This is a genomic window from uncultured Helicobacter sp., from assembly GCF_937906905.1.
In the GTDB taxonomy this organism is placed as follows: domain Bacteria; phylum Campylobacterota; class Campylobacteria; order Campylobacterales; family Helicobacteraceae; genus Helicobacter_B.
This window is the reverse complement of sequence record NZ_CALERY010000017.1, coordinates 17,488-38,547: the sequence shown is the minus strand read 5'-3', so window position 1 is coordinate 38,547 and position 21,060 is coordinate 17,488. Positions and strand designations below refer to the sequence as shown.

At 45.7% G+C, this 21,060-nt stretch carries 19 protein-coding genes; 11 read left to right on the top strand and 8 right to left on the bottom strand.

Annotation, left to right across the window (positions count from 1 at the left end; translation table 11 throughout):
- Nucleotides 1–12 precede the first annotated feature (12 nt).
- From Q0171_RS04055 to Q0171_RS04010, 10 genes are all read left to right on the top strand, one after another.
- Nucleotides 13–2,217 (top strand): NADP-dependent isocitrate dehydrogenase, encoded by a 2,205-nt coding sequence (locus Q0171_RS04055; protein ID WP_299327032.1) that lies wholly within the window; start codon nucleotides 13–15, stop codon nucleotides 2,215–2,217.
- Nucleotides 2,218–2,282: 65 nt separating this feature from the next.
- Nucleotides 2,283–3,311, top strand: coding sequence for a phosphate acetyltransferase (gene pta, locus Q0171_RS04050; RefSeq protein ID WP_299327030.1), 1,029 nt, complete (start codon nucleotides 2,283–2,285; stop codon nucleotides 3,309–3,311).
- A 51-nt stretch (nucleotides 3,312–3,362) separates the two neighbouring features.
- Nucleotides 3,363–3,494 carry a hypothetical protein gene (locus tag Q0171_RS04045; RefSeq protein ID WP_299327028.1) on the top strand — a complete coding sequence of 44 codons (132 nt, stop codon included), beginning with the start codon at nucleotides 3,363–3,365 and terminating at the stop codon, nucleotides 3,492–3,494.
- A gap of 26 nt (nucleotides 3,495–3,520) precedes the next feature.
- Entirely contained in the window at nucleotides 3,521–4,375 is an 855-nt protein-coding gene (gene sppA / locus Q0171_RS04040) for a signal peptide peptidase SppA (protein WP_299327026.1), read from the top strand.
- Nucleotides 4,372–5,223, top strand: a complete 852-nt coding sequence (gene purU, locus Q0171_RS04035; RefSeq protein ID WP_299327024.1) for a formyltetrahydrofolate deformylase — start codon at nucleotides 4,372–4,374, stop codon at nucleotides 5,221–5,223. The genes sppA and purU overlap by 4 nt, the downstream gene beginning before the upstream one ends.
- Nucleotides 5,224–5,347: 124 nt before the next feature.
- Nucleotides 5,348–6,619, top strand: coding sequence for a UDP-N-acetylglucosamine 1-carboxyvinyltransferase (murA, locus tag Q0171_RS04030; RefSeq protein WP_299327022.1), 1,272 nt, complete (start codon nucleotides 5,348–5,350; stop codon nucleotides 6,617–6,619).
- A 58-nt stretch (nucleotides 6,620–6,677) separates the two neighbouring features.
- The gene (locus tag Q0171_RS04025) at nucleotides 6,678–7,658 is read left to right on the top strand and encodes a cysteine synthase family protein (RefSeq protein WP_299327020.1); all 981 of its coding nucleotides are present in this window, start codon (nucleotides 6,678–6,680) and stop codon (nucleotides 7,656–7,658) included.
- Nucleotides 7,648–8,151, top strand: a complete 504-nt coding sequence (locus Q0171_RS04020) for a hypothetical protein (protein ID WP_299327018.1) — start codon at nucleotides 7,648–7,650, stop codon at nucleotides 8,149–8,151. The genes Q0171_RS04025 and Q0171_RS04020 overlap by 11 nt, the downstream gene beginning before the upstream one ends.
- The gene (locus Q0171_RS04015; RefSeq protein WP_299327017.1) at nucleotides 8,148–8,813 is read left to right on the top strand and encodes a lysozyme inhibitor LprI family protein; all 666 of its coding nucleotides are present in this window, start codon (nucleotides 8,148–8,150) and stop codon (nucleotides 8,811–8,813) included. Before Q0171_RS04020 ends, Q0171_RS04015 begins: the two co-directional genes overlap by 4 nt.
- Before the next feature lie 196 nt (nucleotides 8,814–9,009).
- Nucleotides 9,010–10,458, top strand: a complete 1,449-nt coding sequence (locus Q0171_RS04010; RefSeq protein ID WP_299327015.1) for an alanine/glycine:cation symporter family protein — start codon at nucleotides 9,010–9,012, stop codon at nucleotides 10,456–10,458.
- A gap of 222 nt (nucleotides 10,459–10,680) precedes the next feature.
- On the opposite strand, the gene Q0171_RS04005 is transcribed toward Q0171_RS04010, so the two are convergent.
- From Q0171_RS04005 to gyrA, 3 genes are read right to left on the bottom strand one after another with little or no spacing between them, the layout of a single operon-like run.
- Nucleotides 10,681–12,327 carry an LTA synthase family protein gene (locus tag Q0171_RS04005; RefSeq protein ID WP_299327013.1) on the bottom strand — a complete coding sequence of 549 codons (1,647 nt, stop codon included), beginning with the start codon at nucleotides 12,325–12,327 and terminating at the stop codon, nucleotides 10,681–10,683.
- Between the two features lie 58 nt (nucleotides 12,328–12,385).
- Nucleotides 12,386–12,631, bottom strand: coding sequence for a hypothetical protein (locus Q0171_RS04000; RefSeq protein WP_299327011.1), 246 nt, complete (start codon nucleotides 12,629–12,631; stop codon nucleotides 12,386–12,388).
- A 58-nt stretch (nucleotides 12,632–12,689) separates the two neighbouring features.
- Nucleotides 12,690–15,167: a DNA gyrase subunit A gene (gene gyrA / locus Q0171_RS03995; RefSeq protein ID WP_299327009.1), complete on the bottom strand. Its 2,478-nt coding sequence runs from the start codon at nucleotides 15,165–15,167 to the stop codon at nucleotides 12,690–12,692.
- Nucleotides 15,168–15,455: 288 nt separating this feature from the next.
- Between gyrA and Q0171_RS03990 the strand changes: the two genes are divergently transcribed.
- Nucleotides 15,456–16,238, top strand: coding sequence for a HugZ family heme oxygenase (locus Q0171_RS03990; protein WP_299327007.1), 783 nt, complete (start codon nucleotides 15,456–15,458; stop codon nucleotides 16,236–16,238).
- A 57-nt stretch (nucleotides 16,239–16,295) separates the two neighbouring features.
- Here the strand turns inward: Q0171_RS03990 and Q0171_RS03985 are convergent, their stop codons facing one another.
- The 5 genes from Q0171_RS03985 to pth form a co-directional block, all read right to left on the bottom strand.
- Nucleotides 16,296–17,126: a dephospho-CoA kinase gene (locus Q0171_RS03985; protein WP_299327005.1), complete on the bottom strand. Its 831-nt coding sequence runs from the start codon at nucleotides 17,124–17,126 to the stop codon at nucleotides 16,296–16,298.
- Nucleotides 17,111–17,905 carry a spermidine synthase gene (locus tag Q0171_RS03980; RefSeq protein ID WP_299327003.1) on the bottom strand — a complete coding sequence of 265 codons (795 nt, stop codon included), beginning with the start codon at nucleotides 17,903–17,905 and terminating at the stop codon, nucleotides 17,111–17,113. Before Q0171_RS03980 ends, Q0171_RS03985 begins: the two co-directional genes overlap by 16 nt.
- A 69-nt stretch (nucleotides 17,906–17,974) precedes the next feature.
- Complete coding sequence (locus tag Q0171_RS03975; protein WP_299327000.1) at nucleotides 17,975–19,054, bottom strand: glycosyl transferase family 90; 1,080 nt, start codon at nucleotides 19,052–19,054, stop codon at nucleotides 17,975–17,977.
- Between the two features lie 27 nt (nucleotides 19,055–19,081).
- Nucleotides 19,082–20,149 (bottom strand): LptF/LptG family permease, encoded by a 1,068-nt coding sequence (locus tag Q0171_RS03970; RefSeq protein WP_299326998.1) that lies wholly within the window; start codon nucleotides 20,147–20,149, stop codon nucleotides 19,082–19,084.
- 1 nt (nucleotide 20,150) lies between these two features.
- Entirely contained in the window at nucleotides 20,151–21,041 is an 891-nt protein-coding gene (gene pth, locus Q0171_RS03965) for an aminoacyl-tRNA hydrolase (RefSeq protein WP_299326996.1), read from the bottom strand.
- Nucleotides 21,042–21,060: the final 19 nt, after the last annotated feature.

The following is a 21,060-nucleotide window of genomic DNA, read 5'->3' as shown; positions in this document are numbered from 1 at the left end:
AAAGGACACACAATGAAAATCACTTACACACTCACAGATGAATCCCCAGCCCTAGCGACCTACTCATTTCTGCCTATCGCAAAGGCGTTTCTTAATCACGCCGACATTAAAGTAGAGACTGCTGACATTTCGCTAAGTGCTAGAATCTTAGCGCAATTCCCGGAGAGTTTAAATCCAAATCAACGCGTAGAAGACGCCCTAAGTCAGCTTGGTGAGCTTGTCAAAACGCCAAATGCCAACCTTATTAAAACCCCAAATATCTCCGCTTCAATCCCCCAGCTGAAAAACGCCATTAAAGAGTTACAAGCAAAGGGCTATAATGTGCCAGATTTCCCAGATGAGCCAAGCAACGAGCAAGAAAAGGCAGTGAAAGAAAAATATCAAAAAGTGCTAGGCTCAGCGGTGAATCCTGTTTTACGACAGGGCAACTCTGATCGCCGTAGCACCAATGCGGTCAAATCCTACGCACAGAAAAATCCCTACCGAGTAACACCCTTTGATAAAAACTCAAAAAGCTGTGTGAGCTATATGAAAGAGGGCGATTTCTTTGATAATGAAAAGGCGGTGCTAATAGAATCTCCCACGACTGCAAAGATTATTTTCAAAGATTCTAATGGTGAGAAAGTGCTAAAAGATGGGCTAAAACTAGAGGCAAATGAGATACTAGATGCCACCTTTATGGACGCTCAAAAATTGAGTGAATTTTACGCAGAGCAAATTGAATCCTGCAAAAAGCAAGGCATACTCTTTTCACTGCATTTAAAAGCTACGATGATGAAAGTAAGCGATCCAATCCTTTTTGGCTACGCGGTGAAGGCGTATTTTAAGGAGCTTTTTACTGAGTTCAAAGACGAGCTAGAAGCACTAGGTGTGAATGCCAATAATGGCATAAGTGAGCTACTTACAAAGATAGAATCCAGCCCCAAAAAAGCGGCGATTCTTGCGAAATACAATGAGATTTTAGAAAAGTCTGCCAAAATCTCTATGGTAAATTCCAACAAAGGCATTACCAATTTGCATATCCCAAGCGATGTGATTGTAGATGCTTCAATGCCTGCTATGCTAAAAAATGGCGCGAAATTATGGGATAAAGACGGCAAGGAATGCGATGCAAACGCTGTAATCCCTGATAAGACTTATGCGACTATTTATGAAGCCGTGATTGAAGATTTAAAAGCAAATGACACTCTTAATCCTGCGACTTTAGGCAGTGTTAGCAATGTGGGCTTAATGGCAAAAAAAGCACAAGAATATGGCTCACACGACAAAACCTTTGTCGCCCCAAATGATGGGGAGTTTATCATTGTGGATTCTAGCGATAAGGTGCTGCTTACTCATAGCGTGAAAAAAGGCGATATTTATAGAGCAAATCAAGCGAAATTTGATGCGGTGCAAAACTGGATTGATTTAGGGATTGAAAGAGCGGATTTGACAGGGGATAAGGCGATTTTCTGGCTAGATTCTAAAAGGGCTAGTAATAAAATTATGATTGATTTAGTTAAGAAACGCTTGCAAGAAAAGGGTAAAGACATAGCCATTTTAGCCCCAAAAGAAGCGTGTTTAGAATCCTTACGCCTTATCCGTGCTGGGAAAAATGCCATTTCTATCACAGGCAATGTTTTGCGTGATTATTTGACTGATCTTTTCCCAATTTTAGAGCTTGGCACAAGTGCGAAAATGCTCTCCGTCGTGCCTATGCTAAATGGCGGGGCGATGTTTGAAACCGGGGCTGGGGGCAGTGCGCCAAAGCAGGTAGAACAACTTGTAGAAGAAAATCATTTGCGTTGGGATAGCTTGGGCGAGTTTCTAGCCCTGCAAGCAAGCCTAGAATTCTACGCACAAAAGCAAAATAGCCCTAAGGCAAAGGTGCTAGCAGACGCGCTAGATGTGGCTACTTCACAATGGCTTGATAACAACAAAGCCCCTTCACGCAAAGTGGGCGAAGATGACAACCGCACAAGTCATTTTTACTTGGCGATGTATTTTGCTAGAGCGTTGAGTGAGCAAAAAGCGGATTCTAACATTGCAGCATTCTTTAAGCCACTTGCTGATGAGCTAGAATCTAAGCAAGATTCTATTAGGGCTGAATTTAACTCCGCTCAAGGCGTGAAAGTAGATCTAGGCGGATATTATAAATTTGATGATAGCAAGGCAGAAGCCATTATGCGACCAAGCAAGAGCTTTAATGCGGTGATTGAAAGGATTGCTAAAGGCTAGACCACAAAACACTAGTGCAAATAACATCTGCGCACCAAATTAACATATTGTTTGAAGGAGTATCTATGAGTTTTATCGAGCAAATCAAAGCAAAGGCAAAAGCCCAGAAAAAGACCATTGTCCTACCAGAGACAAGCGATGTGCGCACGATTGAAGCTGCGGTGCTTGTGCTACAAGAGGAGTTTGCAGATATTATTCTACTTGGCACAAAAAATGAGATTTTGGAGAAAACCAAATCTCTACACATCGCCCATATTTCCGTAGAAAATGCGACAAAACTCCTTGAAAAAGCCCAATGTATCGACCCAGCACAATCCCCCTTGCTCGATGAGTTTGTCGAGCTATTTGTCGAGCTTCGCGGACACAAGGGTATGACTGCGGATAAAGCGCGTGAGCTACTTGTCAATGATAAGTTGTATTTTGGGGCAGCGCTCGTGAAATCTGGGCGGGCTGATGGCATGGTAGCAGGCGCGATTCACGCGACTTCTGATGTATTGCGAGCAGCATTGCAGATTGTTGGCACAGCAAAAGATTCTGCATTGGTATCGAGCTTTTTTGTCATGGTTGTGCCTGATTGCACTTATGGTGAGAATGGACTGCTTGTCTTTTCGGATTGTGCCTTGTGCCAGAATCCTACTGCGCAAGAACTAGCAAACATCGCCATATCCAGCGCAAAAAGCTTCCAATCCATCATTAAATCCAGCCCGCATGTCGCCATGCTAAGCCACTCTACCTATGGTAGCGCAAAGCACGCAGATGTCGATAAAGTAGTCGAAGCCACGCGCATAGCAAAAGAGCTTGCCCCAGAAATCGCTATCGATGGTGAATTGCAGCTTGATGCGGCGATTGTCCCAAGCGTGGGGGCGTCCAAAGCGAAAGGATCGAGCGTCGCAGGCAAAGCAAATGTGTTGGTTTTCCCAGATTTAGATTCTGGCAATATCGGCTACAAGCTTGTGCAGCGCTTTGCTAAAGCTGAAGCCTATGGACCTATCACACAGGGCATGGCAGCTCCTGTGAATGACCTCTCGCGTGGATGCAGTGCGCTTGATATTGTGGGGGTGGTGGCACTCACCGCATTGCAGGCGCAAAATTAAATCTCACAAGATTTTGCAAACAGCCTTAAGAGATTTGATTCTAAGTGTGTTTTGCCAAAGAAGCTAAAACTTGTCGTGCAAACACAAACAAGCATGACGACAAAATCCGCACCCCATAGCGCAAAGCCAGATTCTGCACGCCAATCAGTCGCGATTGTGCTAGAATTTTGGGATTGTTTATAGAATCTCCATAGCTCTTAAGGAATCACATGAAGATTTTTACTCCCATTATCGCTGTGCTTGAGTGTATCACCAAATATTTTAAAGCCTTTGTGTTTATCCTTATCGTCATTATCCTGCTCATCAGTATCAATCCCCCTGCCCAGCAACCAAATCTCGCTAAAATCCAGCTAAAAGGCATGATTTTAGATTCTAGTATGCTGCGTGCGCAAATCGATGAGCTACACCAATATCCTAGTCTCAAGGGTGTGCTACTTGTGGTAAATTCTCCTGGTGGGGCAGTGGGTGCGAGTGTGGAGATATCTGATCTTATCAAAGAGCTCGCAGAGAAGCTCCCTGTGGTCGTGCATACAGAGGGAGTCATGGCAAGTGGCGCCTACTACGCTAGCATAGGTGCGAGTAAAATCTACGCCAACCGCGGGGCACTCATTGGAAGTATTGGAGTAATTTTTAGCGGAGCAAACATCAAGCCCCTGCTTGACAAAATCGGCTATGAACCCCAGACAATCGCCGCTGGTGAGTATAAAGAAATTGGCACCTACTACCGCGACTGGAGTGCAAAAGAACGCACATTTATCCAAAATCTCATCAAAGAAGAATACGACACATTTATCACAGATGTCGCCAATGCACGCAAGCTTGATCTTGCCAACGCACAGCAGTTTGCTGAAGGCAAAGTATTTAACGCTACAAAAGCCAAAGAGCTGGGGCTTATCGATGATATCCTTTCCAGAAACCAAGCCATAGCCCAGCTAAAAATCCTAAGCGGTGTGGAGAAAGAAGAGTGGCTAGAAAAAAGCTCGTGGCAAAGCTATATAGACTCTGCCCTAGAATCTAGCCTTAGTAGCGTGCTTAGTGCGCTGTTTGGAGTAGGACTACAATGAAGCATATTCTGCTTATTACCACGCGCGATCAGGGTGGAATCATCTACGCAGTGTCAAAGATTCTCTATGAATTTGGGCTCAATATAGAGAAAAATGATGAGTTTGTCGATAAAGAGCGCGGACTATTTTTCATGCGCACAGAGATTGGAGAAGCAAATAAGAAATTTGACAGAGAGGGGGTTTTAGCCGGACTGCATGATGTGCTTGGCAAGGAGGCGAGCATTACGCTAAAGCAAGCCCAAAAAAAATCTCTTCTCATTCTTGCCACCAAGGAAAACCACTGCCTAGGCGACTTGCTTCTGCGCTATGAGAGCGGCGAGCTCAATGCCCATATCCAAGCTGTCATTGCAAATCACGATACCCTAGCCAATCTTGTGGAGCGCTTCCATATCCCATTTCACTGCGTTAGCTCACTAGAGTTTGATCAAAATCTAGATCGCGCAGCACATGAAGAGCAAATAGCACACATCATCGACTCCTATGCCCCTGATGTCATCGCGCTTGCCAAATACATGAGGATTCTCTCCCCCGCATTTGTAGCACGCTATTTTGGCAAAATGATAAATATCCATCATAGCTTTTTGCCTGCATTTATCGGTGCAAACCCATACAAGCAAGCCTACCAGCGTGGTGTAAAAATCATCGGTGCCACTGCGCATTTTGTAACCCAAGATCTCGACGAGGGACCAATCATCACCCAAGACATCACAAAAATCGACCACACATACAGCTGGCAGGATATGCAAAAAGCCGGGCGCGATATTGAAAAAAGTGTGTTTGCCCACGCGCTTGATCTCGTTTTGCATGATCGTGTGTTTATCAATCAAAACAAAACGATTATTTTCTAGCTCTCCCATGAGCTAGACTTTACTGAATAGAAGCTAAACTCCAAGCCAGCAAAACCACATGCCAAGGCGTGGTTTGCTATAATGCTGGAATCTAGTTTTATAATCTTTTTCCAAGGGGTTTGTCATGGATTATTTACATATCACAGGGGGCGCGAAGCTCCAAGGCGAAATCAATATCTCTGGAGCAAAAAACGCCGCTCTCCCACTTCTCTCTGCTACCCTACTCTCCAATCGTCCCGTGCAGATTGATAATCTCCCTAATGTCGCTGATGTCAAAACGCTTGCCAAGCTTTTAGAGCATTTGGGCGCGGTAGTAAGCTGGCTCACTCCTCATCAAGCCCAAATCGATGCAAATCATATTATCCACACCAAAGCCATTTATGACATCGTGCGCAAAATGCGCGCCTCGATTCTGGTGCTTGGTCCCCTGCTCGCGCGCTGTGGGCACTGCGAAGTAAGTCTGCCAGGAGGCTGTGCTATCGGCGCTCGCCCAGTGGATTTACATATTCTTGCCATGGAGAAAATGGGCGCAGAAATCCACATCGAGGGTGGTTATATTGTCGCCAAAGCACCCAAAGGTCTGCAAGGCACACAAATCGTCTTTGACAAAATCACCGTAACAGGCTGCGAAAATGTCATCATGGCAGCAGCACTTGCCAAAGGACGCACGCAAATCATCAATGCTGCGCGCGAGCCAGAGGTCGTGCAGCTCTGCGAAGTGCTCCAAGATGCTGGCGTGGAGATCCAGGGTGTAGGCACATCAGTGCTTGAAATCATCGGCACAGATAGAGAGCCACTGCAAATCCCAACATTCTCAGTGATCCCCGATAGAATCGAAGCGGGCACCTACCTATGTGCAGGCGCGATTACCAACAGCCATATTCGCCTAACAAACGCCAACCCAACCCACCTTGAAGCAGTCCTTGAAAAACTCCGTCAAATTGGCTTTAGACTAGAATCTAATCGCGATAGCATCGAGCTTTTCCCAGCTACGAAGCGCGAGAGCTTTGAGCTTATCACCACAGAGCACCCTGGATTCCCCACTGATATGCAAGCGCAATTTATGAGCCTAGCTACGCAGTGCCATGGCACAAGTGTGATACAAGAGCGGCTGTTTGAAAATCGCTTCATGCACGCCAGCGAGCTACAACGCCTAGGCGCAAACATCACGCTAAAAGGCAATATCGCTACGATCGTGGGCAGCGAAAGTAGCCAACTCGTGGGCGCAGATGTCATGGCAACTGATTTGCGCGCTTCCTCTGCACTCGTGCTTGCTGGGCTTGTCGCACAAGGCAGCACCAATGTGCATAGAATCTACCATCTCGATCGTGGCTATGAAAATCTCAAGCAAAAGCTAACCGCTCTTGGCGCACAGATAGAGCGCAAAAGCGAGTAGAATCCAAATCTACTCTACGCAACCCACTTATGCCACTTCTACTTGCAAGGAGACTCCCATGCTCTACTCATCATCTCTAGCACTTATTGGTAATACGCCTCTTGTGGAGCTATCCCGCATAGCAATCCCAAACAATAACCGCATTTTTGCAAAGCTAGAGTCCTGTAACCCTGCTGGGGGTGTGAAAGATCGCGTGGCACTACATGTGCTTACCCAGCTAAAAAATGCCAACAAGCTACATGCAAACTCTATCATTGTAGAGGCTACTGCTGGCAATACAGGGCTTGGTATTGCCTTTGTATGCTTGCATTTTGGTGTCCGTGCGCTACTTGTAGTGCCAGATAAATTTTCTATTGAAAAGCAGATTCTCATGCGTGCTTTGGGGGCGGAAGTCATCAACACGCCAAAAGCACTTGGCATGCAAGGCGCGATAGAAAAAGCACGAGAGATCCTAGAATCTAATCCCAATGCCTTAAGTCTCAATCAGTTTGAAAACCCAGCCAACCCAGAGACACACTATCTCACCACTGCGCGCGAGATTTATGAGGATATGCAAAGTGCGCTTAGACACTCTGGGCATGACTCTAAAAAAGCGCAGCTAGACTTTTTTGTCTGCGGTGCTGGCAGCGGTGGCAGCTTTAGCGGCATTACGCGCTATCTAAAAGAGCGAGATTCCAGAATCCAAGCTGTGCTATGCGATCCTATTGGCTCTGTGATTGGTGGTGGGGAGGAGGGGTGTGCGAATATTGAAGGTATTGGCAATAACTTTATCCCAAAAACTATGGATATAAGCCTTATAGATTTGGTGCAAAAAATCAGCGATGAAGAGGCGTATCAAGGGCTTAGAATCTTAGCTAGAGAAGAGGGGCTGCTGGTAGGGATTTCATCAGGTGCGTGTTTGCAAGCGTGTTTAAAGCTCGCGCAACAAGTGGAAAACAAACTCATCGTAACACTCTTTGCCGATCATTTAAGCAGGTATTTGAGTAGAAATCTAATAGAGATTCCAAAATCCAGACAAAAGGCGCGCAATGGCAAGTAGCAAGGAGTTTTTAGCATATTGCTTAGAGCAGCTGGAAGCAAGCTTAGATTCTAGCGTCGTGGAGTTTAGCGCAGATTCTACTATGGTGAGCGCGGAAGCCGATATGCTGGAATCTAGTGATTTGAAGCGACGCTATGTTTTTACAAGCCGCAAGATGTTTGGCGAGTATTGTATCTATGTGCAAGATTTTGGCTGCGCACCAGAATCTAGGCTCACAGATTCTGGCTCTAGCGATACGACACCCGCGCACGCCCTAGCCCCACAAAGCCCAAAACCCATATTTCTACTCTGTGATGATACACTTTTTGCCAAGCCCCATAAGATTCTAGAATCTATCTTGCCAAACCATCCCAAAGCCCCGCCATATCCAGGTGCAAGGGAGTGGTATAGTATGGATATTGATAACCTTTTGCAATTACGAAAAGTCATCATCACACTCACGCCGCACTTAGAGCCTGCAAAAGCCAAAAAGAAGCACAAGGAGCAACAATGAAGACCAGAATCTTACTAGCCACTTTTATAAGCACATTGATTTGCAATATCGCTCCAGCAAGCAGTAAAAGCCTGCACAATTTTGCTAAAGAAACGCAGGCTATCAACAGCGCACAGGCAAAAAAGATTGATACCACCTGCACCAAAGAGGTCGCACAGACAAAGCCCAAAATCGCACACTTACACTCCCACGAGCAAACTTACAAACTTGAAATCACGCGCCTTGAGTGCGAGACAAAAAACCTACAAGAATCCTCTGCCTCCACACAGGGAACGCTTGCTATGCTTGAATATATTTATGCGGAATATGACAAGCTTTTAAACAAATACTACAAGCTCTATCGCACCGAGTTTAAAAAGCAAAATAAAAGCACACCAAGCGGAATTTTCAGCCACGAGCCAAGTATCCAAAAAGGGCAAGATACATTACTAGATGAGCAGCGCGCATGGCTTAAGCTCCGCGATAGCTATGCGGCATATTTGCAAGCCGCACACGCGCACACCTATGAGGCAAATGGTGGTGGCACGATATGGGGGATTGAAACAGCAAATGCACGCTTAAAATTCTTGCAAAAGCGAGTGGAGACACTTTTCTGGCGTTATAATGCAATGCTTGCAGATGAAGGGATAGGCTTGGATAGTGTTTTTAATCACGAGCAGTAAGAGGTATTTAGCAAATTTGGTCGCCACTCTGGATACTTAGAACCACAATCTGCTAATTTTACAAGCTAGCCAAACGCGCCAAATCGTAACAATCACGCTAATTCTCGCTCAAGACTAGATTGCATAACATTGCTTTAATACAAAACCTGCTAGAATCCGTGGTCATCTGTCTTCACAATTTCACAAAGGATATTTCATGGATACTTCGACTTCTACTCCGCCTAACAGCTGGGAGCTTTTTCTCCAGGGATTCCACGCAATCGTAGGCGATGTCAGTGGCTTTCTCTATACATATTGGCTCGTTTTCGCGCTTATTCTCTGCGGGCTCTATCTTACAATCCGCACGCGCTTTATCCAACTGCGATTCCTCAAAGATGCTTTTATGGTGCTTAAAGAGCGCAGTCATGAGAAGCATATCTCGCCATTTGGCGCATTGATGATCTCTACCGCCTCCCGCGTAGGGATTGGTAATATCGTAGGCGTGGCAGTGGCGATTGTAGGGGGAGGCGTGGGGGCGCTTTTTTGGATGTGGATCACAGCAATTGTAGGAGGGGCAAGCGCTTTTGTAGAATCTACTCTCGCACAGGTTTATAAGCGCAGTGATGGCGAGCACCGCTATAAAGGAGGACCAGCATATTACATAGAATCTGCGCTCAAGTCCCGCGCGCTTGGCATAGTCTTTGCGATTTCGTTGATTTTGTGCTTTACTTATGGGTTTAATGGTTTGCAGACTTATACGCTCACTTCGGCATTTGAAATTTTTGTCGGCAGTGAGAACTTTGCCAATGGGCATTTTACGATTTTTGTCGGGCTGATTCTAGCGATTCTTGTGTCGTTTTTCTTTTTTGGTGGAGGCAAGGGAAGTGCGACAATCTCCTCTGTGCTCGTGCCTGTTATGGCGTTTGGCTATCTTGTAGTTGCGCTCATTGTTGTGGGAATGAATATCGACAAGATTCCAGGGATATTCTCTCATGTGCTTGAAGAAGCATTTAATTTTCAAGCTATTTTTAGTGGCTTTGCAGGGAGCGCTATTGTGCTAGGGATTAAACGCGGGCTTTTCTCTAACGAAGCGGGTATGGGAAGCGCGCCAAATGCTGCTGCTGCTGCACACACAAGCCACCCCGCCAAACAAGGCATGGTGCAAACGCTTTCAGTTTTCATCGATACGCTCATCATCTGTTCAGCCAGTGCGTTTATGGTGCTTTGCTCAGATCTTGCTAATATCGGCGATCTCAAGGGAATGGCGCTTATGCAAAGTGTTATGCAGGATTATTTTGGTGGCTTTGGGCTGTATTTTGTCAGTATTGCAATTGTGCTTTTTGCCTTTACCTCGCTTATTGGGAACTATTTTTATGCAGAAGCAAATTTCAAATTTATCACGCACAATAAGCTAGCTCTACAAATCTTCCGTGCCTCTGCTGTGGCAATGGTTTTTATCGGTGCGCAGCTTAGCATGGAGCTAGCATGGGATCTTGCCGATGTATTCATGGGATTTATGGCAAGCATCAATATCATTGCAATATTGCTACTTAGCAATATTGCAATCAAAGTGCTAAAAGACTACGAAAAGCAGCGTAAAGCAGGCAAAAATCCTACTTTCAAAGCCGCCGATGTAGGGATACACGATACGGAATTCTGGAAATAGAATCTAGGTTTTAGATTCTATTGGATTCTAAGGCTTGTATTTACATATACAAAACCCGCATACATCAAAAATATCTCTCATTAAGATTCTGCCCATCTCATGATCTCTTTGGCAGAATCTTATTCTACAAACCTTTTAGGCAAATGCTAGCAAGATTTTAGCAAGGACTTTTAATTATCAAGCTCCTAAATTTCCGCGCCTATCACAAGGCATTATGGGAGATTATTGGCGCGCTCGATTATACTTTTGAGCTTTATCTGGATCAAACTTCCAAAATCCCTCATACATTCTCGAGGGCTTGCCAAGCTCATCATATAATCCCGAAGTGCCAAGCTCCTGCACAAGCGTTTTGCCATAGAGCGGATTCCTCCCCAGCCCAAAACTCCTGGTCTCTATCCCTAGAGAATCCAAAATCAATGTCGTAACATCGAAATGCGTGAGTGTCGCACCCCGCAAGATCTCATCACTCAAGGGCTTAGTAAATGTTGGATTGATAAAAGCATTATAGATTCTACGATCCACGCCTGATTCTATGAAATCCTGCTCCATAGTGAGATGATCTCCTAGCAAGACTAAAGTCGTATCCTTTGCCAAAGGACTTTGCAAAAACCACTCCACAAAATCCCCCACGATTCTATCCGAGCAGTGCAAAGAATTTGCATAGTTTGTCTCTAAGTCTTGACAATACTGCTTATCGACAAATCCTGGCGCATGCGTATCAGCTGTAAGCACATAGAATGCAAATGGTTTATTATCGCTATTTTCTCTCGACTGCTCGTAGCGCTCTTGCAGCGACTCGCGCACCTTGGTAAAAAGCAGAGAATCTTTCACTCCCCAGTCGTTTCGCCACCCATCATGCTCCTGCGCCCATGATTCTAGAGCCTTGAGATCTCTCATTGTGATAGCATGCGAGGCAAAAAACCCGCGCGAACCAGCATATTCTCCATCAGCACCTCGAAAAATCACTTGCTCATAGCCCAGAGTGTCAAGCACATCACCCAAGCAAGTAGCCGAGTGCAAAAAGTAGCGCGCGACACTATCGTTAAAACCGGCATTAAAAGGTAGCCAAGTTTGCGGAAATGCGCAGTTATAGGAGATAAGCCCTGCGATCGTCCAGCCAGCACCACGCGTAGCGACAAGATTGCTAAAGCTTAGATTCTGCGTGGCAAGGCGGTCGAGGTTTGGGATAAGGCTATCTGCGGGAAATACCATGCGCGCTTTGTTTGTGTAGCGACCAGGATCGCTATTGCGAAAAGTCGCCTCCATAGACTCCATATAGATGATGAGTAGATTTCTAGGTTTATGAGCTTGCGCTTGTAGTGCGATAGATTCTAGACTTGGCTTTTGATAATACTGCTCATAAAAATTTTCATAAGGCTTCTCGCCTACATTTTGCGCGATAAATTCAGGGATTTTGAGCTTTTTGATCGTGTAGTGCCCACCATACATCAACAGCAGTGCGACAAGCACATATCGCGAAAGGACGGAATGCCCGCGCACAAATTCCAGCACAAAACGCCACGCAGCCTCGCCCACAGATCGCGCTATCCCCCAAATCCACGCCATAAGTCTTGCAGTGGCTTTTGGTGCTGCTAGCATAAGTGAAAGCACAAGTGCTGGAAGTAGCACCACCCCGATGAAGTGCCACACCAGCGCGGTATCAACTGCTTCAGCCCCGACAGGGAAACGCAGATGAAAGAGAATCTGTGTAATCTCCACGCTCCTGCCAAACACTCTGCGTATCCACAATGTGGCAAAAAATGGAAAAAATGCACAAAAGGCTACAAGAAAAATCCCTACATCATATATATATATATATTGCTTTTTAGTTTTTTCACTTGGTTGTCTCCTTGGCTGAAATCGAATCACAAAAATCCACCCACCACTATTCCAGTAGAATCTACCCTACACAATCCACGCTAGAATCTTAAGTATTAGATTCTAGCCCATCGTCTATTGGCTCATCATCTTGTTCAGCCCCGACAGGGAAACGCAGATGAAAGAGAATCTGTGTAATCTCCACGCTCCTGCCAAACACTCTGCGTATCCACAATGTGGCAAAAAATGGAAAAAATGCACAAAAGGCTACAAGAAAAATCCCTACATCATATATATATATATATTGCTTTTTAGTTTTTTCACTTGGTTGTCTCCTTGGCTGAAATCGAATCACAAAAATCCACCCACCACTATTCCAGTAGAATCTACCCTACACAATCCACGCTAGAATCTTAAGTATTAGATTCTAGCCCATCGTCTATTGGCTCATCATCTTGCTCTTTGGGGCAGGTTACGGCAAAGGCGACTTTCTCGCTACCGACATTGACGATTTTCACACCACTTGTGTTGCGCCCTGCTTCGCGGATCGCGTTTGTATCGACTCGTATCATCTTGCCCTTTGTGGTTAGCACCATTAAATCCATATTTTCATCATTGACATTGACGATGCTTACAAGATTGCCCGTTTTATTGGTAAGCTTCATCACAATCACACCCTTGCCCCCCCTAGACTGCAAGCGGTATTCTCCTGCTAGTGTTTGCTTGCCGATGCCTTGCTCGCTCACGGTTAGCAGCTTGTCATTATCACTGCTAATAGTCGTAGCTGCAATCACGCAATCGCCCTTTTCTTTAAATCGTATCCCTGTAACCCCACGCGCCACTCTGCCGATCTCGCGTATATCATCAATACTAAAGCGGATACACATACCTCTATGCGTGGCGATGAAAAGCTCTTTGACACTAGAATCCACGATATTCGCGCTCACTAGCTCGTCATTTTCATCAAGGTTGATCGCACGCACGCCCACAGAGCGGATATTGCTATACTCGCTTAAATTGGTGCGCTTGACAATGCCGTTTTTGGTGAAAAACACTAGCGATTTATCGCTATTAAAATCTTTTGTAGTGATTGTCGCCATAATCTTCTCATCTGGCTGGATATTGATAAGATTGACCACCGCCTTGCCAATAGCCGTGCGCCCAGCTTCGGGGATTTTATAGACTTTGAGCCAGTAGAGCTGCCCTTTGTTGGTGATAAATAGTATCGTGTCGTGTGTGTTGGCGATGAAGAAGGATTCTATAAAGTCATCTTCGTGTGTATTGCCGCTAATCTTGCCCTTGCCGCCGCGATGCTGCTTCTCATAAGTTTTAAGCAGCACGCGCTTGACATAGCCGCGGTGGCTCATTGTAACAACCACTGGCTCATTGGGGATTAGATCTTCTATATCAATGGCATCATAGTCTTCTTCAATCTGCGTAAGGCGCAGGCTAGAAAACTTCTCTTTCACCTCTAGCAGCTCTTCTTTGATAATTTCTTTAAGCTTCTCTTCGCTTTTTAGAATGCTATTTAGATACTCGATTTGCGCGAGCAGCTCGGCGTATTCTTGCTCGATTTTATCGCGCTCTAGCCCTGTTAATCGCTGTAAGCGCATTTCCAAAATCGCCTTAGCCTGCAAGCTACTTAGCCCAAACTTCTCCATAAGCCCATCGTGGGCTTCTTCGGTGTTGGCACTTGCTTTGATAAGCGCGATGACTTCATCGATATGATCAAGCGCGATTTTAAGCCCCTCTAGGATATGCGCCCTAGCCTTAGCCTTCTCTAGCTCAAAAATCGTGCGGCGGATAATGATTGTTTTGCGGTGGGAGATGAAAATATGCAAAAGCTCTAGGAGCGTGAATATCTTTGGCTCTTTGTTATTGATAGCTAGCAAAATAATCCCAAAAGTGCTCTCCATCGCCGTAGATTTATAGAGATTGTTTAGCACAATCTCGCTCATCGCATCTTTTTTGAGCTCAATGACTACGCGCATACCCTCTCTATCACTCTCATCGCGCACTTCGGCAATCCCTTCGATTATCTTATCTCTAGCCAGCTCGCTGATTTGCTCCACAAGCTTTGCTTTATTGACTTGGTAGGGGATTTCATCGATGATGATGATGTCTTTGGTCTTGGTTTTTTCTATATGTGTTTTAGCGCGCACGCGGATCCTGCCGCGCCCAGTGCGGTAAGCATCTATGATACCTTGCTTGCCATAGATGATCCCACCTGTGGGGAAATCTGGTCCCTGCACATAAGCCAGAATCTCATCAAGCGTGGCGTTTGGACTATCAATGACACAAATTAGCGCATCTACAATCTCATCAATCCTATGTGGCGGGATACTTGTCGCCATACCCACGGCAATCCCGCTTGAGCCATTGACAAGGAGATTTGGGATTCTGCTTGGCAGGACATCTGGCTCTTTTAAACTATCATCATAGTTTGGCACAAAATCAACAGTATCCTTATCAATATCGCGCAAAATCTCCTCACTCGCAGCTGCCATACGCGCTTCAGTGTAACGCATAGCCGCGGCATTATCACCATCGATTGAGCCAAAATTCCCCTGCCCATCGACAAGTGGCAGGCGCATAGAAAAGTCCTGCGCCATACGCACAAGCGCATCATACACAGCCGTGTCTCCATGAGGGTGGTATTTCCCTATGACATCACCCACGATACGAGCGGATTTCTTATGTGAGGAGCGCGAGGTAACATTTAAATCATTCATCGCATAGAGAATCCGCCTATGCACTGGCTTTAGCCCATCTTTAGCATCAGGGAGCGCACGCCCCACAATGACGCTCATCGAGTAGTCCAGGTAGCTCTCTTTAATCGAATCATCAATCTGTATGTCAATCACGCTAGAATCATCTAAAAGATTCGTCATGTATTCTCCTAGTAATGGCAAACAGCGCGCATGTATTGGCTTAAATGCGCCTGCTCTGCCAAATTCAAACAAACTCGGGATTCTAGCCAATTTTTGCTTAAAACAAAGAGCTTCTATCGCTAGAATCTAATACTTAGAATCTAGCCTGCTCCACATTCCGCACAACAAAATATAAGCGAGAGAATCCAACAAGTGTAGATTTTATCTTAATAGTTATTCTTATTTTTATAAGTGATTAAGTTATGAATCGCTAGAATCCGCTAATCTTAAAATCACAAGGAGCTTACCATGCTACAACTCAATCCACAACAAGCCCAAGGAATCATCTCTCACATGAATGCCCATCACCAAAAAGAGCTAGAGAGTCTAGTCAAACACTATGGCACAGAGCCCAACCCAAGTGGTGTGCAGCTTGTAGGAGTAGATTTTGCTGGGCTTGATATTAGCTATACCGGCGGTAGTGTGCGTGTAGATTTCCCAGAAAAAGCTACAAGCGACAACATAAAAGACGTAATCATCATGCTTTGCATGAGTGTCCAAAAGCCCAGCACAGATTCTAGCGGGCTCACACAGGAGATTGTAGAGTTTGCAAAGGGCTTTAACTCTGGTGTGCTAGCGACTATCAGCGCCCATGGCGAAGTCCTAGCTACCTATGCGCCAATCATTCACCATGACAATAGATTCTACATCTATATCAGCGAAGTGGCAGAGCATTTTGCAAGTATCAAAACAAACCCTACCAATATCGAGCTGCTATTTCTAGAAGATGAATGCAAGGCAAAATCTATCCTTGTGCGCAAACGCCTGCGCTATCGAGCAGAAGCTCGGTTTGTCGATCGAGAGAGTGCGGAGTTTGAGCAGGCATATAGTAGTTTTATCACACAAAATAGCAAGGATAGCAGTATTACAATGATTAAAAACATGCTTGATTTTCACCTAATCGAGCTAGTGGTGCGTGGTGGGCGCTATGTCAAAGGATTTGGTCAGGCGTATAGTATTGGCACAAATGGCGAGATAACCCACATCGGTGGTGGCTCTAAGCAAAATCCGCACAAATTCACTCACAAATAAACATAAAGCGAGACTACTCATTTGCTAGATTCTCGCACAGCCGACAATCGCTAGAATCTAAACATTTCGCACAAGGCTAAGCCTAGATTCTAGCGATTTAAGCATAGCTTTGACCCTTTGCTCTAGCTCTTCAATCGTGCCATTATTTTCTATCACATATGTGCTACGCGCGATTTTCTCTGCTAAGGGCATTTGCGCTGCGATTCGAGCGCGCGCTTGCTCGTAGCTTAGGGAGTTTCTCGATTGCAAACGCGCGATTTGTAAGGATTCTGGCGCACTCACACAAACGACATGATACACATCATAGCGCGCCCCACCCTCGAAAAACAATGGTATATCCAAAAAATACCACCCCACCGATTCACCAGACCCTAAAGAATCTAGCCCAGAATCTTTAGATTCCATGCTAGATTCTAGCATGCGTGCTTGGCGCAAAATCTCCTCATAAATGCGCGGGTGAGTGATAGACTCCAACAACTTGCGCTTAGTAGCAGAGCTAAAGACAATCTCACCAAGCGCACCACGATCAATCCTGCCAGAATCCTTTGTATGATACCCAACCTCGCCAAAATCGCCGCAGCTAGGATTCTGCGCTGGCTTCTTGTGAGCGAGAACCCTTTCACCAAACGCGCGCGCAAGCTCATCTGCACACTCTTCAAGCACCGCATGTGCAATCTTATCCGCACACACCACGGAGAATCCACGCTTTTGCAGTATTTGGCATACACTACTTTTCCCACATGCTATCCCCCCAGTGATCACCACCGCATGCGCAAGCCTAGTAGAATCCACTCCAAAATCAGTGCTTGATTTTTGCCTCAAATAATTACAGCTACCAAAATCTTGCAAACTAGATTCTGGTGTAGGGGGACCTAGCTTTTCACCCATGCGCGCAGCTGTGTGGCAAGCTTTGTAGGAAGTGCAAAAGCAGCCTCATGGATATCAGCATTATAAAACTCCAGATCATCGAGCAAATCCGCACGCTGTAGCCATAGGTCTGCTAGCGGATGTGTCCCATGGGAGGCAAACGCATAGCATTCATCGCCAAAAAATGGCGTGAAAAATGGCATAAGAATACTGAAATGTGCGCTGGCATGCTGGAGAGACTCTAGGCATGCTGCTTCTTGCAGATATGGGCTAGGAAGTGTAAAAATCAACACCCCGCCCGGGGCTAGCATTCTGCTTATACCATCAAGCTCATGGGCGTTTGGGCTACCTTGATGAATGATGAGATTGTATTTGCGCAATGGCAAATCAATCGCTTTGGCATAATGAGTGAAGCCCGCATGCTCGCGCACAGCTTGAAAATGTGGGAAAAAGCTAATAAGCGAGTCAAGCACTTTTTCATCACTTTGGACATAATCCACAATCATCTCGTGCTTGAAAAGCTCGTGAGCGATTTCAAGGTTAAACCCCCCAAGCAGCAACGCACACAAGCTAGGCTCCTCAAGCCTTAGGCAGCATGCCCCCACATGCGCGAGTAGCTCGCTACGCACAGACAAAAACCGCTCGATAAGAATCTCACGCTCATCAAACATCGCAATTTGCCCAAACTCTTTGCTTTTAAAAATCTCAAGCACATGCTCGCTGCGCACATCAAGCAACTTCTCTGTAATGCTATATTGCCTATGAAAATCTTGAGTGATTTGGTGGTTGATCCACATCATATTGTATCCTTTGTGTATTCTCTATACGCTAGGCGTGATTTGAAGCAAAGCCAGGCATTATAGCAAAATCTAGCACCCTAGCAAGGCGCGCTCATCTTGGCTCAAATCGCCCTGTCCGCTTAGGTAGAAGTATTTGCGCAGCACAAGCAGATTGCACGCTTCTTCTATGCGCGGGTTTTGGAAGGCTTGGCAGTAGGTGTTGGCATTGTGGATAATCTCCTTTGCATCTTTTGGGTGGGCTGTGAAAAACTCTAGCAAGGAGTCAAGATTGCCATAGTCATCATCAAGCAGGGCGTAATGCACATTTTCCTCTAGCTTTTCTTCCATAAACCAGCTTTCATAGCGCGGCTTTGGCATAATGCAAAGGCTATTGCTCCCTAGAATCCACTTGAGGTTGCTTGCGACATCATTGCCCTCTAGGCTTAGGAGGAATTTATAGTGTAAATGCTCTTTTTTGGGGATTTTGGGCTTGGTGAATTCTGGGTGCTCATCTGCGCCGCCTGTATGCCCTAGATCGCAGAGTGGGTGGGAGAAATACTGGCGTAAAAATCTGCTTCTATGCTCCTGCGGACACGCCCCGCGGAAGAAGAGTAAATCGCGCTTTTTCTCATAGGGGATTGGGTCGTGGATAAAGCTAAAGTGGCGGTGTTTTTCGAGCTGGAGGAGGATGCTCGTGTGATTTGTCTGGGGGGCACAAGTATCAGTGTCCAAACCTGCCCTAGATTCTAGTGCAACTTCCACACGAGAATCTATTGGGCGCGTTTTGGTAATCGCCGGGGTGGTGAGATAATAATTCACATCGCTAAACTCGTAGTTCCATTCATAGGAGTCAGGGAAATAGCGCGTCCATTCATAGCTATCGTAGAAATACACGCTTGAATGCTCTTTAGTGAGCTTATTATCGCCAAGTTTGCCATAGTGGGGTTGAGTGAGAGAGAGGCGCGTATGGGAGCCATGAGGAAGCGGCTGCACGGAAAATGCCTCACTAATCTTATGATAATGCGCCACGCGCTTGGCAATTGCCTCTAGGGCTGTATCTGGCAGTGTAAAAATACGCGCGATTGTAGATTCTAAGCGTGCTTGTGTGAGTGCGCGAGGCATGATCATTCTGCCTATGCCTTTTAGATTATACAGAAGCTTGCCACCCATTTGCACTCCTTTTAAGGAAATTAAGATTTAGAGACTTTTATTGAGCCTTGTGTAGTAGCCAAGTGCCACACATACAAGCAGCACAAATGGCGCCACCACACCAAGCTCTGGGAAAATCACACCAGTGATAGCAAACTGACTTAGTGAGAAAAACATTCCCCACACCACCAACGCAAACACGATAAACAAAAATCCAAGCAAGTATAGATTCCCATAGCGTGCTAGGCTTGGGACATAATAGGTGATAATCATCGCCACAAATGGCACAAACAACGGCACAATAATAAGCGCATAGAGCACAGCGCGGATTTTCTCACTACCGATTTTCTGCTCGCGTAGCAGCCGCAAAGAATCTAGCGCATCGATAATTGAAATAGAGGGCTTGGCTTGGGAAAAGGAATCTAGCACTTTTGGATTAAAGTCTTTAAGAATTGGGAGCTTGGCAAAGCTCACAGACTTTACCCCTGCCCCACCAAGCTCCCAACGCTTTGGCATATCTTGCATAAACGCATTATAGAGCATCCAGTAGTCATTCTCAAATGCCGCATTTTTGGCTTGGGTAACTTGAACAAGATTCTCTTTGTCTTGGCTTAGGGTGAAAACGCGGATTGTGTTTGCCTGGCGGATAAGATTGATCGAGCCAAAATACACATAGGAGTTATGGTATTTGACAAACAAATCAGTCGTAGGCACGCTAGAATCTTTAGCAAAAAATTTCTCGACTTTCTCCTGTGCGTAGGCAAATGGCGTGGCATTCAGCCCGATATGGCACAGCGAGATGAGAAAACTAAGCATGAGCATTGGACTAAGAATCCTACGCTTCGAGTAGCCAAGAGCTAGTAGCGCGGTGTATTGGCTGGATTTTATTAAAAAGAGATAGCAAATCACCATAGCCAGCAGCAGCGAGATAGGCAAGGTAAAATTCATCGCGTATAAAAAGTCATAGACAAAAAACAGGATTAAAAGATTCGCAGAGTCTGCAAAGTTATCGATATACTGCAAGCTATCGATACTGACAAAAAACAGCCCAAGTGCGAAAAATATCACCACAAAATACCGCAAATAATAATGTGAGATAAAAAGCCATAGCCGCATGCTAGCGCTCCTCCCCTAGGCTTTTGGGCGCTACTTCTGGGGCTTTGCTAGGAGCAGCTTTGGTGAAGAAATTTTGCGTCGCGGCAAAGTCGCGCGTGCAAGCAAAAAACAATGCCCCGAGCATAGCATGCGTGATAAGAGCACCAAGCTCATCACCCTGTGCTGGCAAAAAATCCCCAAGCACAAACCCCGCAACATCATAGGGCTTGTGCAAGCTAGGATCGCCTATACCAAAACGCAAGCGCGCGTAGCTATTGCCACCCAGATGATCGCTAATGTGAGCGTCGATAGATTTTAGACCATTGTGCCCACCACTACTTCCGCCAAGCTTGTAGCGTAGTGCGCCAAATGGGATATCAAGCTCATCATGGACAACAAGTATGCACGAAATCTTATAAAAGCGCGCAAATGCCCCCACAGACTCGCCAGAGAGATTCATAAATGTCTGGGGTTTTAGCAAGTAGCAGCGAGTAAAACGCGCGAGTGGGCATGTATTGTGGCTTGGTAGCACCGCAAGATCTGCGCGAAATTTTGGCACAGCCTCCCAGCTTCCGCCCAATGCCTCACATAGTCTATCAAGCACCATAAACCCTACATTATGGCGATTGCACGCGTATTTCTCACCTGGATTTCCTAAACCTACGATGAGCACACCAGAATCTACTCCAAAATCTGCGCTGGATTCTGGAGTAGATTCTACTAAGTCTTGTAGCTTTGCTAGAAGATCACGAGGCTGTTTTGCTAAAGCCAAAAACTCTTTGGCAAGCATTTTTAGATTCTGCTGGGATAGACGCGTGGTAGGTTTGATAATAGGCTTGGCTTCTAGAGATTTAACGGCAGGGCTGGGGTTATGGCTGGTTTGATGACTGGAGAATCTAGCGCGCGCGGACATGTTGGCTCATCGCGGCTTC

Coding starts and splice junctions, on each gene's coding strand:
- Q0171_RS03990 (WP_299327007.1), top strand. CDS start 15,456: ATGCTACAACTCAATCCACAACAAGCCCAAGGAATCATCTCTCACATG.
- Q0171_RS03985 (WP_299327005.1), bottom strand. CDS start 17,126: ATGGGTGAAAAGCTAGGTCCCCCTACACCAGAATCTAGTTTGCAAGAT.
- Q0171_RS04015 (WP_299327017.1), top strand. CDS start 8,148: ATGAAGACCAGAATCTTACTAGCCACTTTTATAAGCACATTGATTTGC.
- pth (WP_299326996.1), bottom strand. CDS start 21,041: ATGTCCGCGCGCGCTAGATTCTCCAGTCATCAAACCAGCCATAACCCC.
- murA (WP_299327022.1), top strand. CDS start 5,348: ATGGATTATTTACATATCACAGGGGGCGCGAAGCTCCAAGGCGAAATC.
- Q0171_RS03970 (WP_299326998.1), bottom strand. CDS start 20,149: ATGCGGCTATGGCTTTTTATCTCACATTATTATTTGCGGTATTTTGTG.
- Q0171_RS04010 (WP_299327015.1), top strand. CDS start 9,010: ATGGATACTTCGACTTCTACTCCGCCTAACAGCTGGGAGCTTTTTCTC.
- pta (WP_299327030.1), top strand. CDS start 2,283: ATGAGTTTTATCGAGCAAATCAAAGCAAAGGCAAAAGCCCAGAAAAAG.
- purU (WP_299327024.1), top strand. CDS start 4,372: ATGAAGCATATTCTGCTTATTACCACGCGCGATCAGGGTGGAATCATC.
- Q0171_RS03975 (WP_299327000.1), bottom strand. CDS start 19,054: ATGGGTGGCAAGCTTCTGTATAATCTAAAAGGCATAGGCAGAATGATC.
- Q0171_RS04025 (WP_299327020.1), top strand. CDS start 6,678: ATGCTCTACTCATCATCTCTAGCACTTATTGGTAATACGCCTCTTGTG.
- Q0171_RS04020 (WP_299327018.1), top strand. CDS start 7,648: ATGGCAAGTAGCAAGGAGTTTTTAGCATATTGCTTAGAGCAGCTGGAA.
- gyrA (WP_299327009.1), bottom strand. CDS start 15,167: ATGACGAATCTTTTAGATGATTCTAGCGTGATTGACATACAGATTGAT.
- Q0171_RS03980 (WP_299327003.1), bottom strand. CDS start 17,905: ATGATGTGGATCAACCACCAAATCACTCAAGATTTTCATAGGCAATAT.
- Q0171_RS04055 (WP_299327032.1), top strand. CDS start 13: ATGAAAATCACTTACACACTCACAGATGAATCCCCAGCCCTAGCGACC.
- sppA (WP_299327026.1), top strand. CDS start 3,521: ATGAAGATTTTTACTCCCATTATCGCTGTGCTTGAGTGTATCACCAAA.